This window comes from Streptomyces sp. NPDC012474 (assembly GCF_042955185.1).
Taxonomy (GTDB): domain Bacteria; phylum Actinomycetota; class Actinomycetes; order Streptomycetales; family Streptomycetaceae; genus Streptomyces; species Streptomyces cahuitamycinicus.
Genome location: NZ_JBIBEP010000005.1, coordinates 209,349 through 224,123 on the forward strand (window position 1 = coordinate 209,349; position 14,775 = coordinate 224,123).

General features: G+C 70.0%; 13 protein-coding genes and 2 pseudogenes. 4 read left to right on the top strand and 11 right to left on the bottom strand.

The features are described from left to right. Nucleotides 1–51: 51 nt before the first annotated feature. Both ACFY9S_RS13885 and ACFY9S_RS13890 read left to right on the top strand, forming a co-directional pair. Nucleotides 52–744 (top strand): maleylpyruvate isomerase family mycothiol-dependent enzyme, encoded by a 693-nt coding sequence (locus ACFY9S_RS13885; protein ID WP_391127119.1) that lies wholly within the window; start codon nucleotides 52–54, stop codon nucleotides 742–744. A 10-nt stretch (nucleotides 745–754) separates the two neighbouring features. Beyond that, nucleotides 755–1,408 (top strand): MBL fold metallo-hydrolase, encoded by a 654-nt coding sequence (locus ACFY9S_RS13890; RefSeq protein WP_391127122.1) that lies wholly within the window; start codon nucleotides 755–757, stop codon nucleotides 1,406–1,408. A 196-nt stretch (nucleotides 1,409–1,604) separates the two neighbouring features. Here the strand turns inward: ACFY9S_RS13890 and ACFY9S_RS13895 are convergent, their stop codons facing one another. The 4 genes from ACFY9S_RS13895 to ACFY9S_RS13910 all read right to left on the bottom strand — a co-directional run bounded on the left by ACFY9S_RS13895 (nucleotide 1,605) and on the right by ACFY9S_RS13910 (nucleotide 4,660). After that, nucleotides 1,605–1,850 (bottom strand): hypothetical protein, encoded by a 246-nt coding sequence (locus tag ACFY9S_RS13895; protein ID WP_030967227.1) that lies wholly within the window; start codon nucleotides 1,848–1,850, stop codon nucleotides 1,605–1,607. Nucleotides 1,851–2,038: 188 nt separating this feature from the next. Then, nucleotides 2,039–2,581, bottom strand: coding sequence for an EamA family transporter (locus tag ACFY9S_RS13900; RefSeq protein ID WP_391127665.1), 543 nt, complete (start codon nucleotides 2,579–2,581; stop codon nucleotides 2,039–2,041). A gap of 536 nt (nucleotides 2,582–3,117) precedes the next feature. Next, nucleotides 3,118–4,065, bottom strand: coding sequence for a CU044_5270 family protein (locus ACFY9S_RS13905; protein WP_391127125.1), 948 nt, complete (start codon nucleotides 4,063–4,065; stop codon nucleotides 3,118–3,120). Between the two features lies 1 nt (nucleotide 4,066). Continuing rightward, a complete protein-coding gene (locus ACFY9S_RS13910; RefSeq protein WP_391127128.1) occupies nucleotides 4,067–4,660 on the bottom strand; it encodes a sigma-70 family RNA polymerase sigma factor in 594 nt (197 codons plus the stop codon). A 363-nt stretch (nucleotides 4,661–5,023) separates the two neighbouring features. Between ACFY9S_RS13910 and ACFY9S_RS13915 the strand changes: the two are divergent. Then, nucleotides 5,024–5,227 (top strand): annotated as a pseudogene (locus tag ACFY9S_RS13915) (MBL fold metallo-hydrolase); the annotation flags it as partial. Between the two features lie 420 nt (nucleotides 5,228–5,647). Here the strand turns inward: ACFY9S_RS13915 and aroQ are convergent. Further along, on the bottom strand, nucleotides 5,648–6,121 hold the full coding sequence (gene aroQ, locus ACFY9S_RS13920) for a type II 3-dehydroquinate dehydratase (RefSeq protein WP_391127131.1): 474 nt from the start codon (nucleotides 6,119–6,121) through the stop codon (nucleotides 5,648–5,650). A 171-nt stretch (nucleotides 6,122–6,292) separates the two neighbouring features. On the opposite strand from aroQ, the pseudogene ACFY9S_RS13925 reads away from it, so the two are divergent. Further along, nucleotides 6,293–6,734: pseudogene (locus ACFY9S_RS13925) on the top strand (LD-carboxypeptidase); the annotation flags it as partial. Nucleotides 6,735–6,872: 138 nt separating this feature from the next. Here the strand turns inward: ACFY9S_RS13925 and ACFY9S_RS13930 are convergent. The 6 genes from ACFY9S_RS13930 to uvrB form a co-directional block, all read right to left on the bottom strand. Continuing rightward, the gene (locus ACFY9S_RS13930; RefSeq protein ID WP_102907454.1) at nucleotides 6,873–7,973 is read right to left on the bottom strand and encodes a calcium:proton antiporter; all 1,101 of its coding nucleotides are present in this window, start codon (nucleotides 7,971–7,973) and stop codon (nucleotides 6,873–6,875) included. Nucleotides 7,974–8,045: 72 nt separating this feature from the next. Then, a complete protein-coding gene (locus tag ACFY9S_RS13935; RefSeq protein ID WP_391127134.1) occupies nucleotides 8,046–8,348 on the bottom strand; it encodes a hypothetical protein in 303 nt (100 codons plus the stop codon). Nucleotides 8,349–8,486: 138 nt separating this feature from the next. Further along, nucleotides 8,487–9,488, bottom strand: coding sequence for a TerC/Alx family metal homeostasis membrane protein (locus tag ACFY9S_RS13940; protein ID WP_391127137.1), 1,002 nt, complete (start codon nucleotides 9,486–9,488; stop codon nucleotides 8,487–8,489). Between the two features lie 223 nt (nucleotides 9,489–9,711). Further along, complete coding sequence (locus ACFY9S_RS13945) at nucleotides 9,712–11,727, bottom strand: TerD family protein (RefSeq protein ID WP_391127140.1); 2,016 nt, start codon at nucleotides 11,725–11,727, stop codon at nucleotides 9,712–9,714. Between the two features lie 167 nt (nucleotides 11,728–11,894). After that, nucleotides 11,895–12,473: a TerD family protein gene (locus ACFY9S_RS13950; RefSeq protein WP_102913714.1), complete on the bottom strand. Its 579-nt coding sequence runs from the start codon at nucleotides 12,471–12,473 to the stop codon at nucleotides 11,895–11,897. 139 nt (nucleotides 12,474–12,612) lie between these two features. Next, nucleotides 12,613–14,748 carry an excinuclease ABC subunit UvrB gene (gene uvrB / locus ACFY9S_RS13955; RefSeq protein WP_391127144.1) on the bottom strand — a complete coding sequence of 712 codons (2,136 nt, stop codon included), beginning with the start codon at nucleotides 14,746–14,748 and terminating at the stop codon, nucleotides 12,613–12,615. Nucleotides 14,749–14,775 lie beyond the last annotated feature (27 nt).

Below are 14,775 nucleotides of genomic sequence, written 5' to 3' on the forward strand. Positions count from 1 at the left end.
CACTGCTTCACCACCTTCACCCGAAGGAGTGGCGGAGCTAGGGTCAGCACCATGATTGATCACGCTCATGACCTGGCGTCTGTACGGGACGCGACGGAGCGGCTGCTGAGCGCAGTCGGCAAGCTGGACAACGCGTCTGTGACGCAGCCGTCACGGCTGCCCGGCTGGAGCCGTGGCCATGTCCTGGCCCACCTGGCGCGCAACGCGGACGCCCTCGTGAACGTGCTCGAAGGGCGCCCCATGTACGTCTCCGGCGAGGCCCGGGACACCGACATCGAGCGGGACGCCCCCCGCGCCCTCGACGTCCAGCTCGCCGACCTGCGCGAGAGCTCGGCCCGCTTCCAGGAGACCGGGGACGCTCCCGCGGACTGGTCGCGCACGGTGGAGCTGCGCAACGGCGTCACGGACTCCGCGTCCAGGGTGCCGTTCCGGCGGTGGGTGGAGGTGGAACTGCACCACGTGGACCTGGGAATCGGATACGAGCTGGAGGACCTGCCGGCGGAGTTCACCGAGCGGGAGATCGACTTCCTCGCCGACCGGTTCGCCGGACACCCCGACGTACCGGCCACCCGGGTCACGGACGGTACGCGCGCGTGGAGCACCGGACGGCAGCCGGGCGGGCAGGGGCCCGAGGCGACGGTCACCGGCCCTCCGGCCGACCTCCTGGGCTGGCTCGCCGGCCGCCGCGACGGATCCGCGCTCGCCTCGGCCGGCGGCCCGCTTCCGGCGTTGCCGCCGCTATAGGCTGGCGGACATGACGTACAGCGGAGAGGTGACGGTCGGCGGACCGGCCGATGTGCACGAGCTCAAGGACCTGATGATCACCAAGATCGCGGTGGGTCCGATGAACAACAACGCCTATCTGCTGCGCTGCCGGGCCACGGACGAGCAGTTGCTGATCGACGCCGCGAACGCGGCGGACACACTGCTCGGCATGATCGGTGGCGACGGCATCGCGTCCGTCGTCACCACCCACCGGCACGGCGACCACTGGCAGGCGCTCGCCGAGGTGGTGGCGGCCACCGGTGCCCGCACGTACGCGGGCCGGGAGGACGCCGAGGGCATCCCCGTACGGACCGACGTGCCGGTCGACGACGGCGACACCATCCGGGTGGGGCACGTGGAACTCACCGCACGCCACCTGGTCGGGCACACGCCCGGTTCGATCGCCCTCGTCTACGACGACCCGCACGGGCATCCCCACGTGTTCACCGGGGACTGCCTGTTCCCCGGCGGTCCCGGCAGGACAACACGTCCGGAAGAGTTCAACTCCCTCATGGATGGCCTGGAGACCAAGGTCTTCGACGTCCTTCCCGACGAGACGTGGGTCTACCCCGGCCACGGCAACGACACCACCATCGGCACGGAGCGGCCCCACCTCGCGGAGTGGCGCGCAAGAGGCTGGTAACCGTCCAACGACGACCGCCCCCGTTTCGAACCGAAGAGGGGGCGACGCGCGTTCAGGCCCGTCGGCGCTCGATGAGCGCCATGCTCCACGGACGGTTGCGTCCAGAGCTCCGGCTCCGGGTCTGCCGGCGGGCGGACAGATGGATGGCCCCCACTTGGTCACCAAGACCGGGCGGGGGGCCATCCGCATGTCCGGCTCACAGATCCGCGGTGTCCCGCACGTCAATCTCGCACTCCAGATCGGGAATGACATCGAGCTGTTTCTTCACCGCCTCACGGACATCGCCGGTCAGCGAGACCGATACGCCGGCGGGGACGTCAGGAGCGTCCGATCGGTTGACAGAGGCTACGATCGCATCCGGATCCACATCCTCCAGCGCGTGGAGAACGTCGTCGACACGGTCGTTCCGCACAGTCGTCGAGACGTAGGTACGGATAGTCATGGTTGTCTCCCTGGTGGTAGCCCCGCTCTTCCGGCCCGCCGCCCGCCGTCCTCGTCGGGCGGGTACGAACACGGGCGGAAGCCATGCCGCCAGCCTCACCCCGGCAGAGGCAGAGCGCATCCGCACCGGTTTGCGCGATCACGAGAAGCCGCTGGCCCATCGCTCGCCCTGTGCATGGCACTTCGACGTCAGTCCCCGACCCGTATGGCCGGAGGCCACGTGCGCTGGCCGTGGTCAGCACTCGGCGCCCTTCGGGAAGCCTCTCGGCCGACCCGCTCGTCGGCGGCGCGGAACAGCACGGCGAGCGGCAGAATAACCCTGCCGGTGAGAACGATCGCGGTGAGCCGGTCGCCGAAGACCAGGCTGCCGACGACCGCCGCGGTGAGCGGTTCCACCGAGGCGACGACGGAGGCCGTGGTCACCCGTAAGACGCAGAGGCCGAACAACGGGTACGCCAGCGCCGTCGGCACGGCCCCCAGGTAGAGGATCAGGCCCGCGGTCCATGCCGGACGCTCCATGTCGGGCAGGAGGCCGTCCAGCAGAGCCGTCGGCAGAAGGCACACCGTGCCCACCGCGAAGCCGGTCACCGTGGACTCGAACGCGCCACCGCGTTCTCTCGGCCGGCGAAGCGGCCCAGCAACGTCACGCCCGCGTAGCCGGCGGCGGAGAGCAGCGCGTATCCGATACCCAGGAGGGGAGCGGGGCCGATGCTCCCGTCCGCACCCCCCCATCAGCAGCACCAGACCGGCGACGCCGCTCGCCACCGCGACGGTTCCGGCGGCGCCGCTGCGCTCGCCCAGTGTGAGCCGGGCTCCGATGGTGACCAGTACCGGACCCGAGCCCAGGGTCACCGCTGTGGCCACGGTCAGCCCGGCCTGCTGCACGGAGGCGAAGTGGCCGTCGGGGACGCTCCCGTCTCATTCAGCACCAACCGAGACCTGGAGCGGATCCCAGCGCCGTGGCCCGCCGCCCATGAACGCAGGGGAACGCCCCCCATACACCCACCAACACAGCGGCCCGTCCACGGCGGGCCGCACGCGCTGGTGACCATGGGCCGCCGCTCCATGACGGCGCGTTGGACAAAGACCAGAACAACGAGCAGGTGTCTGACTGCCGCCAGGGTTTCAGCCCGGTCAGCGAGCTCGCGATGGCGGAGCGGGCCGGGCCAGGCGGCCCCTCCGCCTCTGCGCAGCGGCTGTGCCGCTCGGCGCCGCCGGGTCGGCCCGCGCAAGGCTCACGAGCACTGGGCCACTGCCGCCCGGTCGGTTCAGGGCTTCTCACCGTCACGGTCGACGAGGGACTGGGTCATCTTCATCTCGCAGAATGTGACCTCGCCCTTCTTGTACGAGCGCCCGGCCGACGAGCCGTCCTCATACTTCTCCTCGTAGTCGCGCACCGCGACCGACTGGGTTCCCTGGTACTGGAAGGTGTCGGGGTCGAGGAGGTACTCCCGGCGCTGAACGGCCTTGCTGCCCAGGTCCGGGTATATGGCGATGGCGTCATGCCCCATGGGGTCCTTCACCAGGTGCGGCACCACCTCGATTCGGGGGTCCGCGGCGAGGGCCCGGTACAGCTTGGCCATCCCCTGCGGATGCACGGGATAGGCCTCGTCGAGGGTCGCCAGGAGCGCGAAGGTCTCGACCTGCTCACGCGTCAAGCCGGTGTCCTTGCCCATGGGGAACATGTCCGCCGCCTGCTTCCGGATCTCGGCGGGATCGTCCGGCAGCGAGGCGAGCAGACGATACAGCCGCCGCTGCGAGGGCTCGGTGTCGCCGTCCTTGTCGTCCTCCCTCACGGGGCTGTCGTACTGGACCCACTCCTCGCTCACCTCGGGCTTGGCATCGGGCGCCGCGTCCGACGCTCCGGATCGGCACTGCGCGGTCTTCAGGTAGACCCACTGGCCGTCGCGCGGATGCAGATCCGGCTGCTGCGACACCACTTCCGCCGCCTGCCCCAGGAGTGCCGTCGCGGACGTCAGGTCGGGGCCGGCAGGCTGCACGCCGCGCTCGGGTCCACCGCCACCGACGAGCATGGCCACCATCACCGCGATGGTGATCACCGTCGCGGCACCTCCCGCAGCCGTCACGCGCCAATCCAGCCGCATCCTGCGGGCAGAGCCCTGCTGCGCTGCTCCCAGCAGCTTCTGGCGGCCGGGAACCAACCGCGCCCGGTCCGGCGTCGGCGCATCGGCGCGCCACTCGTGCAGCTTGGTCATGTCATCCATGGGTTACCGCCTCGTTGTGGTCGCTTACGAGGGTGGGGTCGGCGCCGAGCGCCTTCCGCATCTTGCGCCGCGCCCGGTTCAACCGGGAGCGGACCGTGCCGACCGGCACCCCGAGGGCGTCGGCACACTCCTGGTAGGTGAGGTCCGCCCAGGCGACCAGCAGCAGCACATGCCGGTCCTTCCCGGGCAAGGCCGCGATCGCCCCGGCCAGCGCCTGCTGCGAGGCCTCGGCCGTCACCCGCTCGTCGGCCCGTTCCGACCAGGACTCGGCCACCGGGTCGACGCCGGTACGGGCCAGCGCCCGCAGCGCCCGCACCTCGGAGCGGCGGTGGCTGCCGATGAGGTTGCCCGCGATGCCGTAGAGCCATGGCCGGGCACTGGCGCGCGCGACGTCGTAGCGGGCGCGGTTGCGGAATGCGATGAGGAAGGTCTGCGCCGTGATGTCGTCGGCGTGGCTGTCGCCCAGCCGGCGCATCACATACCAGTGGATCTCGGCGGCGTGTCTGTCGTAAAGCCTGGCGAATATCTCCGGCCGCTCCAGGGATTCCTGGATGACCAGCGCGTCGTCGGTGGGTGGCTCCCCCACGAGGCCCTCGCTTCTTCGTGCAGTAGGAGTGGATTGCATTCCACCCCCTGTTGTCCGAAGCGGCCAGGAGGGTTCACGCACAGGTGTTGAAACCGTTTGCACGGAGATGCGGCAGCTCGTGTGCCCGGACAGCCCACGAGCTGTCGTCACCAGAATCCGTGACAGCAGCACTCCACTCCGGAGGCTTGAGACATGGTCATGCTCAGGAGCGCTCACCCAGGCGCCAACACCAGGCCCTACCGGGAGAGTCGGGCACTCTGGTCGGAGACACGACAGCTGTTCAGGTTCGATTCGGCAACCTTCCAGGGCGACGCCCGAGGTCGGTTCCGTGGCCTTCCAGGGCGCTGGTTCGACAGCGCGACCTTCTCCGGCGACATCGGGTTCCCCGGCGGTGTGGGCAACCGAAACAAAGACCCGATGGCTTTCGCCAGTCTCCTCCACGACGTCGAGACCAAGATCTTCGGCGCCCTCCCGGACGAGACCTGGGTCTACCCGGGGCACGGCAACGACACGAGCCTGGGCGCGGAGCGCCCGCACCTGCCGGAGTGGCACGCGCGCGGATGGTGAGGCGCGCGCCGGGGGCTGTGAGGCACGGGCGTGAGGTACGGGCACGGCGCGGTGGGTGGCTGCGCGGGTGGTGAAGGGCTCGCGAGGCGTCGTCGCGTTGCACCTGCGGGGCGCCTTGGCGTTGCGCGCGGGGCGCCGTCGCGCTGAGGGGCGAGCCGCGCACGCACCCCGTGTGAATCGTTCACACACGCCGGTGTCGCACACGCGCTCCCCGCGAACCTAGTTGCGCAGTCAACTGATACCAGCCCCGCGCAGGATGACGGCTCCTGGGCGGATGGGCCGCCGGCCTGTCGTTCCCCGCCCTCGGCCGGCGGCCCCGGCACCAGGGCCTGGAGGGCGGCCTGACGCTGGATCGCGGCACCGCAAGAGCAGGGCTGTAAGGGGCACCCGCCCAGGCAGGCGGGCCTTACCGGCGACGGCTCACGCGTCCGCCTTGCCCGCCCCAGCCAGCGCCGCGACACGCTCCACACCGAACACGTACCCCTGCACGCCGCAGCCCGCGATGACCCCGTCGGCACGCAGCGAGACGTACGAGTGGTGCCGGAACGCCTCGCGCTGGTGGATGTTGGAGATGTGGACCTCCAGCACCGGCAGGCCGTCACAGGTGTTGAGGGCGTCCAGGATGGCGACGGAGGTGTGCGAGTAGGCACCGGGGTTGATCACGATGCCGCAGTGGTTCAACCGCGCCTCCTGGATCCAGTCGACCAACTCGCCCTCGTGGTTGGACTGGCGGAAGTCGACGGATCCGCCGTGCGCGGCCGCCGCCTTGGCGCACAGGGCCTCGACGTCGGCGAGGGTGTCGGAGCCGTAGATCTCCGGCTGACGCTGGCCGAGGAGGTTCAGGTTGGGCCCATTGAGGATCATGATCGGGGCGTGGGCCAGGGTGCGGGGCACGGTTCCTCCGGTCCGTTCAGGGTCGCGCGGCCCGTGGCGGACCGCCGCTCACAGCCGGTTTATCACGGTGCGCGCAACGACCTCGCCCTGATGCCGCAGGCCGGTCATCACAGTGCGCGGACCGACCTCGCCCTGGTGCCGCAGGCCGGTTCATCACGGTGCGCGGACCGACGTGTCATCGAGGGCCGCACCTGGGGCGGCTGCCTGGAGATCGTCGGCCGGCTACTGATGGCCGACCGGGAGATCGCACACGATCTGTCGGAGTACGACGGCGGCGTGCTGCTCCTGGAGACCTCGGAGGGCATGCCGAGTGCCACGGAGGTCTTCTCCACTCTGCGGAGCATGGGCGAACGCGGGCTGCTGGGGCGCTTCCCGGCCCTGCTGATGGGCCGGCCGAAGACATGGTCCTTCGAGCGGCCCAACACCCATGAGGATGCCGCTCGTTTCGCGGCCGACCAGCGGGAGGCCGTCCTGCGCGCCATGCGGACCTATGCCCCCGACACCACGATCGTCTTCGACGTGGACCTCGGGCACACCGATCCGCAGCTGGTGCCCGTACGGCGGCACCGTGCGCGTGGACGGACCCGCCCTGCGCATCACGGTCACGTACTGAGCGCCCCGAGCCTCCCGCGTGTCGCGGCGGCTGGGCATGCCGGTGTCGGGGCGGCCATGTGTGCTCCTGCCACACCGGCCGGGTGTGCTCGTGCCACGCCGGCTGCGCGCACACACGTGCGTGAGCGTTTGCGCGGGCCTACGGGTTGATCGCCAGCTCCAGGTACGCCGCGAACAGCACCAGATGGACCCCGCCCTGGAGCGGTGTGGCCCGGCCCGGCACCACGGTCAGCGAGGCGACCACCACGGTCAGGGCGAGCAGCACCATGTGGGTGGCGCCCAGGCCGAGCACCAGAGGACCGGAGAGCCATACCGAGGCGAGGGCGACGGCGGGGATGGTCAGACCGATGCTGGCCATGGCCGAGCCGAGGGCGAGGTTGAGGCTGGTCTGCACCCGGTCGCGGCGGGCGGAGCGCAGCGCGGCGATGGTCTCCGGGAGCAGCACCAGCAGCGCGATGATCACGCCGACCACGGCCTGGGGCAGTCCGGCTGCCTGCACCCCCGACTCGATGGTCGGCGAAACGCCCTTGGCCAGACCGACCACGCCGACCAGGGCGAGGCCCAGCAGTCCCAGACTGGTCAGGGCGGTACGGGCGGTCGGCGCCTCGGCGTGCTCCTCGTCGGTGATCACCTCGCCGTGCCGGGTGATCGGCAGGAAGTAGTCCCGGTGGCGCCGGGTCTGGGTCGTGACGAACAGGCCGTACAGGACGAGTGAGGAGAGCGCCGCGAAGGTCAGCTGGACGGTGGAGAACTCCGGCCCCGGCTTGCTGGTGGTGAAGGTCGGCAGGACCAGGCTGAGAGTGGCGAGGGTTGCGACGGTCGCGAGTGCGGCGCCGGTGCCTTCGGGGTTGAACACGGCTGTGCCGTGCCGCAGTGAGGCGACCAGTAGGCACACGCCGACGATGCCGTTGCATGTGATCATCACGGCCGCGAAGACTGTGTCCCGGGCCAGTGTCGCGCTCTTGTCCCCGCCGTCGATCATCAGGGTCACGATGAGGGCGACCTCGATGATCGTGACGGCGACGGCGAGCACGAGGGACCCGAACGGTTCGCCGACCCGGTGGGCCACCACTTCGGCGTGATGCACTGCGGCCAGGACGGCGCCCGCTAGGACCAGCGTCACCAGCACGACGATTCCCGCCGGCAGATCACGCCCCCAGGTGAAGACCAACAGAACGGCCGCGAGCAGGGGAACCAGAGTCGTCCACTGCGCCGTGAGCGGCCTGCGCCGAGCGGTCATGCCGTGATCGTCGCAGACGCGAAGAGGCCCCGCAGTGCGGTCGCGTGATGCCCCTGGGCCTGTGCCGCGGTGCTACTCGAGGTCACGGGCGTCCACGAGGTCGCAGTTGGTGAACACCCGCTCGTTGAGGGAGAGGGCGTCCAGTCGCTCCGCCATCCGGCTGGTTCCGGGATCGTCACTGTTACGCATGGCCTCCTCGAACGATGCGAACTCGATGAGCGCGAGATAGCGGTTGGGGCGGTCCCGGTCCTTCAGGAGCATGCTGTGGGTGGGGCCGCCCGGCCGGCCGGCGGAGCGTTGCCCGGCCTCCTCGATCATCTGCCGCATCTCCTCCAGGCGATCGGTCTCGAAGTCGATGATCTGCACGAATTTCATGGTGCCTCCAGCCGGACTCGGCGTCCCCGGTGGAGGGAACGCACCCAGGAACAAGCAAGCACCAGGAGCGGTGGTCGGCAATTCGCCGAGCACCGCTCCTGAGCATGCTTCACCTGGATCCGATATGGCCGGACGAGGTCAGACGTCGATGCTGTCCTTGGTGACGCCGTCGCTCTTCCCCTGCGCCGCCTCGGCCGCCGCCTGCTTCTTGGAAGCTCGCAGGCTGGTGATCGTGGTGACGATCAGGACTGCGCAGATCACGCCGAGCGAGACCGGAATGCTGATCTCCGGGACGTGCACCCCGGACTCGTGCAGCGCGTGCAGCACCAGCTTGACGCCGATGAAGCCCAGGATGATCGACAGTCCGTAGCTGAGGTGGACCAGCTTCCTGAGCAGGCCGCCGATGAGGAAGTACAGCTGGCGCAGACCCATCAGGGCGAACGCGTTGGCCGTGAAGACGATGTACGGGTCCTGCGTCAGGCCGAAGATCGCGGGGATGGAGTCGAGGGCGAAGAGCACGTCGGTGGTGCCGATGGCCAGCATCACGACCAGCATCGGGGTCATGACCCGCTTGCCGTTCTCCTGGATCCACAGCTTGGTGCCGTGGTACCGGTCGGCCACACCGAAGCGGCGCTCGGCGGCCTTGAGCAGCTTGTTCTCCTCCCAGTCCTCGTCGTCCTCGTCCGCCCGGGCCTCCTGGATGAGCTTCCAGGCGGTGTAGATGAGGAACGCGCCGAAGATGTAGAACACCCAGGCGAAGCTGGCGAGGATCGCCGCACCGGCCGCGATGAAGATCGCTCGCAGGACCAGGGCGATGAGGACACCGATCAGCAGCACACGCTGCTGGTACTGCGACGGCACCGCGAACTTCGCCATGATCAGGACGAAGACGAAGAGGTTGTCGACGCTGAGCGACTTCTCGGTGATGAAGCCGGCGAAGAACTCACCGGCGGGCTGGCCACCGGCGAACAGGAGCAGGCCGAAGCCGAAGAGCGCGGCCAGGACGATCCAGACGACCGTCCAGATCCCGGCTTCCTTGATCGAAACGTCGTGCGGCTTGCGGCCGATGAAGAAGTCGACCGCGATAAGGGCCGCGAGGCCCACGATCGTCAGGACCCATAGGGTCATGGAAACATCCACTGCGCCTCCGGCAGTCGTAACGGCAAATGTCAGCGTCGTCGCTGCCGGAGGTCTCTTCCACCCAGAGACGGGCCGACGCCCCGGGATCTGGCCTGATCCGTATTGACGGGTACGCCGCAGCAGACAGGGAGTACTCCCCTCCGTGCCGTCAACAGTAGCCTAAACACCAAGAACAGGTAAAGCGCTTGGCAAAAGAAAGGCCAAAACCCCTGCTCAGGGCGCTTTACGAGAACTTGGTGCGGGCGGTGGCCACCTGGGAGAGCACCTGTTGGAGGATCAGGCTGCCGGGCGGCACGAGCGACGGCTCGTACGTCCAGGCGTGACCGACCCACGGGTCGGCGAGGTGGTCGTCGGCCACCGGCGTCAGTCGCAACAGCGAACGCCACAGCGGGGCGAGCAAAGGCCCGTATCCGGAGGACTGCTCACGGTCGGCCACCATCATCAGGTGGACGCCGAAGGCGGGGCCCTCGTCGGCGAGGTAGCGCAGCTGATTGACGGCCCGGTCGTCGAAACCGTGCGGGAAGTCGTTGACGATCACAAGCTGCTGGGAGGTGTCGAACCCGGGCGGCAGGGAGTCGGCGGCGCCGCCCCGGACCGCCATCTGCACCAGGTCGACCCGCTGGGTGAGCCGGCCCAGCACGTCCGCCACCCCGGCGGCGCCGAGCGCGGGCGGTGCCGCGAGCACACCGGTCCGCACGAGGGGCGCCAGCGGCTGTGCCCCCGAGCCGGCCGGGTCGATGACGTGGACGGTGAACTCGCCCGCCGGGTACACGGCGAGCAGCCGAGCCGCGTGCGCGACCGCCGTCTCCAGGGCGAGACGGCTCATGGCGTGGGAGTCGGTGAACGAACCGTCGGACGATCCGGCAGATCCGCTGTCGATCCACAGGCCGCGCTCCAGCGGCAGCCGGACCAGCATCGGGATGCGGATCCGGTCGGCCTCGGGGAGGTGGAGGTCGCCCAGGCGCAGGGCCATGGGGATCTCCATCGGCACCCGATAGGCGTGCCACGCCGGGCTGTCCCAGCGGGCGTACGCGGGTGGCAGTGCCGGTTCGACGACGTCGGCCTCGGCAGCGAGCTGCGCGAGGTCCCGGTCGAGGGCCTCCTGGGCCTGGGCGACGAGCTGGGCGTACCGGGCCCGGGCCGCCTCGCGGGCGGCGTCGCCCTGCCCACCGATCCGGCTGCGCGGGTCGGAGAGGACCTGCTCCAGCTCCGTGTCCATGCGTGACTCGGCGAAGTCGGCAGCGCTGCGGTAGGCGGCGGTGGTGCGGGCCAGGTCCTCGAACATGCCCCACACCTGGTTGTAAAGCCGCTCCTCCATCGACCAGCCGGTCGCGTCGCCCGCGACGGGCCGTGCGGGCTGCCCGGGTTCGGCCGGGGGCACGGTCGGCGGCGGGGGCGGCGCGGCGTTCTGGCGGCGCGGGTGGCTGTAGTCGATGGGGCCGCCGGACGTGGGCGCGGACGGCTGGGTGACGGCGTCATGATCCGGCGCGGAGCCGGGATACGACGGCTGTTGCGGGGCGGGCTGCCCGGGACCGCCGGGTGTCCGACCGCCGTACGGCGGCATCGGCGGCACGGGAGCCGGCTGAGGGGCGGTACCGGCCTGGTCCGGGCCGAGGGCGGGAGCCGCCGCCTGCCGGGAGCGGTCGCCGTCCGCCGTGCGCGGCGGGGGCGCCTGCACCGAGCGGGCCAGCCCCTGGGACACCGCGTCGTTGATGCTGCGGGCGAGCTGGTGGGCCTGCGGCAGCTCCTGGTCGGTGAGGAGTTCGGCGAGGCCTCCCGCGTAGCCCTGGCCGACGGCGCGCACCTTCCAGGCGCCCTGCCGGCGGTAGAGCTCCAGGGCGACGACGGCCGACTCGGCCTCCAGATCGGTGATGGTGTAGCTGGCGATCTCGCCGCCGTCGAGGCCGGTGACGGCGACGAAGGGGGCCGCCACCGCGCCGAAACGGACCGGCCCCGTCCCCCCGGCGGGCAGGGCGAGCAGCACGCTCACCCGGTGGACGGCCTCCGGCACGGCGTCCAGGTCCACCGCGAGACGATGGTCGGCGGCGGCCTGCCGGGGAACCTCGAGACCCGGCTGGGTGGGTGCGCCCGGGTGGGCCACCCACTCCGCGCCGTGGATCCGGCCGTTCTCGTCGCCGAGCGCGGCCACGGCCACGATCGGCGTACCGGCCGAGATCCGGATCTCGAGACGGGCCTGGGAGAGCGGGTGGTTCTGCCCCCGCACCAGCTCGGCCGTCATCGCCTTCGTCCCCCATGTGTCGTTGTGTGGAGTCGGGTACTGCTCGCCGGGCCCGCCGGTCCGGGTTCGGCGCTCCGGGCCCGCCGGTCCGGGTTCGGCGGTCCAGGCCCCCGGTCCGGCTGCAGCGGTCCGGCTGCAGCGGTCCGGGTGCGGCGGCCCGGGTGCGCTCAGAGCACCGGCAGGATCGTCGGCATCAGGTCCTGGAAGGTACGGCCGTTGGCCGGGTTGCCCAGGGCCGTCATCGTCCAGCCCGGACCCGTGCGGTGGACCTTGGCCATGATCTGGGCCGTGTACTGGCCACCCCCGGCGAGCGTGTAGCGGGCGAGCTCCTGGCCGTTGGTCTCGTCGACCAGGCGGCAGAAGGCGTTCTGCACCTCCTGGAAGGTCTGGCCCGTGAAGGAGTTCACGGTGAAGACGATCTGGTCGATGTGGACCGGGACCCGCCCGAGGTCGACGAGGATCGCCTCGTCGTCGCCGCCCTGGCCGACACCGCCGACGAGGTTGTCCCCGGTGTGGCGCACCGAGCCGTCGTCGCTCACCAGGTGGCGGAAGAAGACGACGTCGACCGGCTGCTTGTCCGCGAACAGGACGGCGGAGGCGTCGAGGTCGATTTCCCGCGTGCGCGAGCCGAACAGGCCGCGCCGGGGAGCCGCCTGCCAGCCGAGACCCATGCGAACCGCGGTCAGACTGCCACCGTCGTTCTTCTGCAGACTGATGGCCTGACCTTTGGTCATGTTGACGGTCACGCGCTGATTCCCCTCTCGAACGTCCCCTGTTGCCGCGTCGTCGCGGTTGACCAGAACCCTACGCAGGGGCACTGACAGCGACGTACCCCGCTCCGCACTTTGTGTCGGTCTTGCAACACTGCGCGTACGCGGCGCGCTGTCAGGCCAGGCCTGCCTCCTTCATCTGGCGCAGCTCCTTCTTCATCTCGGAGACCTCGTCGCGCAGCCGGGCCGCGATCTCGAACTGGAGCTCCGCGGCGGCCGCCCGCATCCGCGCGGTGAGCTCCTCGATCTGCCCGGCCAGTTCGGCCGCGGGGCGGTCGGTCGGCACCGTCTCCTTGGCCTTGCCCTTCGCGGACTTGGCCGTCCCGGCCTTGCCGAGGGTGGGCACGGGCGCCTTGGTCCCCCCGCCGTCCTTCTTCGCCTTGCGGTAGCCCGAGCCGAGCAGCTGCTCGGTGTCGAGGTCCTCGCGGGCGATCTGGGAGACGATGTCGTTGATCTTCTTGCGGAGCGGCTGGGGGTCGATGCCCCGTTCCGTGTTGTACGCGACCTGCTTCTCGCGGCGCCGGTTGGTCTCGTCGATCGCCTTCTCCATCGCCGGAGTGATCTTGTCGGCGTACATGTGGACCTGGCCGGACACATTGCGCGCGGCGCGGCCGATGGTCTGGATCAGGGACGTGCCGGAGCGCAGGAAGCCCTCCTTGTCGGCGTCCAGGATCGCCACCAGGGACACCTCGGGCAGGTCGAGGCCCTCGCGCAGGAGGTTGATGCCGACCAGCACGTCGTACTCACCGGCGCGCAGTTCGCGCAGCAGCTCGACCCGGCGCAGTGTGTCGACGTCACTGTGCAGGTAGCGCACCTGGATGCCCAGCTCCAGGAAGTAGTCCGTGAGGTCCTCGGCCATCTTCTTGGTGAGCGTGGTGACCAGGACGCGCTCGTCCTTCTCGGTGCGCTGCCGGATCTCGTGCACCAGGTCGTCGATCTGGCCCTCGGTGGGCTTGACGACGACTTCCGGGTCGACGAGGCCGGTGGGGCGGATGATCTGCTCGACGTAGCCGTCCGAGCGGGACATCTCGTATTTGCCCGGGGTGGCCGACAGGTAGACCGTCTGGCCGATGCGCTCCTGGAACTCCTCCCACTTCAGAGGGCGGTTGTCCAGGGCGGAGGGCAGCCGGAAGCCGTGGTCGACGAGGGTGCGCTTGCGGGAGGCGTCGCCCTCGTACATGGCGCCGATCTGCGGGACGGTGACATGGGACTCGTCGATGACGAGGAGGAAGTCGTCCGGGAAGTAGTCCAGCAGGGTGTTGGGCGGGGAGCCGGGCAGGCGGCCGTCGAAGTGCATCGAGTAGTTCTCGACGCCGGAGCAGCTGCCGATCTGGCGGAGCATCTCGATGTCGTACGTGGTCCGCATGCGCAGGCGCTGGGCCTCCAGCAGCTTGCCCTGCTTCTCCAGCTCCGCGAGGCGCTCGGCCAGCTCCTTCTCGATGTCGTTGACCGCCCGCTCCAGGCGCTCGGGGCCCGCGACGTAGTGGGAGGCGGGGAAGACGTAGAGGTGCTCGTCGTCACTGATGATCTCGCCGGTGAGCGGGTGCAGGGTGGACAGCGCCTCGATCTCGTCGCCGAACATCTCGATGCGGACGGCCAGCTCCTCGTAGACCGGGAAGATCTCGATGGTGTCGCCGCGGACGCGGAAGGTGCCGCGGGTGAAGGCCATGTCGTTACGCGTGTACTGGATGTCCACGAAGCGGCGCAGCAGCTCGTCGCGGTCGATCTCCTCGCCGACGCGGAGGGAGACCATGCGGTCCACATACTCCTGCGGGGTGCCGAGGCCGTAGATGCAGGAGACCGAGGCGACCACGACGACGTCACGGCGGGTGAGCAGCGAGTTGGTCGCGGAGTGGCGCAGGCGCTCCACCTCCTCGTTGATCGAGGAGTCCTTCTCGATGTAGGTGTCCGACTGCGGGACGTACGCCTCGGGCTGGTAGTAGTCGTAGTACGAGACGAAGTACTCGACGGCGTTGTTCGGGAGCAGCTCGCGGAACTCGTTCGCCAGCTGGGCGGCCAGCGTCTTGTTCGGCGCCATCACGAGCGTGGGGCGCTGGAGCTTCTCGATCATCCACGCGGTGGTGGCGGACTTGCCGGTGCCGGTCGCGCCGAGCAGCACGACGTCCTTCTCCCCCGCCTCGATACGCCGGGCGAGGTCGGCGATGGCCGTCGGCTGGTCGCCGTTGGGCTGGTAGGGGCTGACGACCTCGAAGGGCGCCACCGTGCGTTCGATCTTTGAAACGGGCCGCATGGGATCCACCGTACGACCCCGCACTGA

Coding starts and splice junctions, on each gene's coding strand:
- ACFY9S_RS13885 (WP_391127119.1), top strand. CDS start 52: ATGATTGATCACGCTCATGACCTGGCGTCTGTACGGGACGCGACGGAG.
- ACFY9S_RS13890 (WP_391127122.1), top strand. CDS start 755: ATGACGTACAGCGGAGAGGTGACGGTCGGCGGACCGGCCGATGTGCAC.
- ACFY9S_RS13895 (WP_030967227.1), bottom strand. CDS start 1,850: ATGACTATCCGTACCTACGTCTCGACGACTGTGCGGAACGACCGTGTC.
- ACFY9S_RS13900 (WP_391127665.1), bottom strand. CDS start 2,581: ATGGGGGGGTGCGGACGGGAGCATCGGCCCCGCTCCCCTCCTGGGTAT.
- ACFY9S_RS13905 (WP_391127125.1), bottom strand. CDS start 4,065: ATGACCAAGCTGCACGAGTGGCGCGCCGATGCGCCGACGCCGGACCGG.
- ACFY9S_RS13930 (WP_102907454.1), bottom strand. CDS start 7,973: ATGACCGCTCGGCGCAGGCCGCTCACGGCGCAGTGGACGACTCTGGTT.
- ACFY9S_RS13935 (WP_391127134.1), bottom strand. CDS start 8,348: ATGAAATTCGTGCAGATCATCGACTTCGAGACCGATCGCCTGGAGGAG.
- ACFY9S_RS13945 (WP_391127140.1), bottom strand. CDS start 11,727: ATGACGGCCGAGCTGGTGCGGGGGCAGAACCACCCGCTCTCCCAGGCC.
- uvrB (WP_391127144.1), bottom strand. CDS start 14,748: ATGCGGCCCGTTTCAAAGATCGAACGCACGGTGGCGCCCTTCGAGGTC.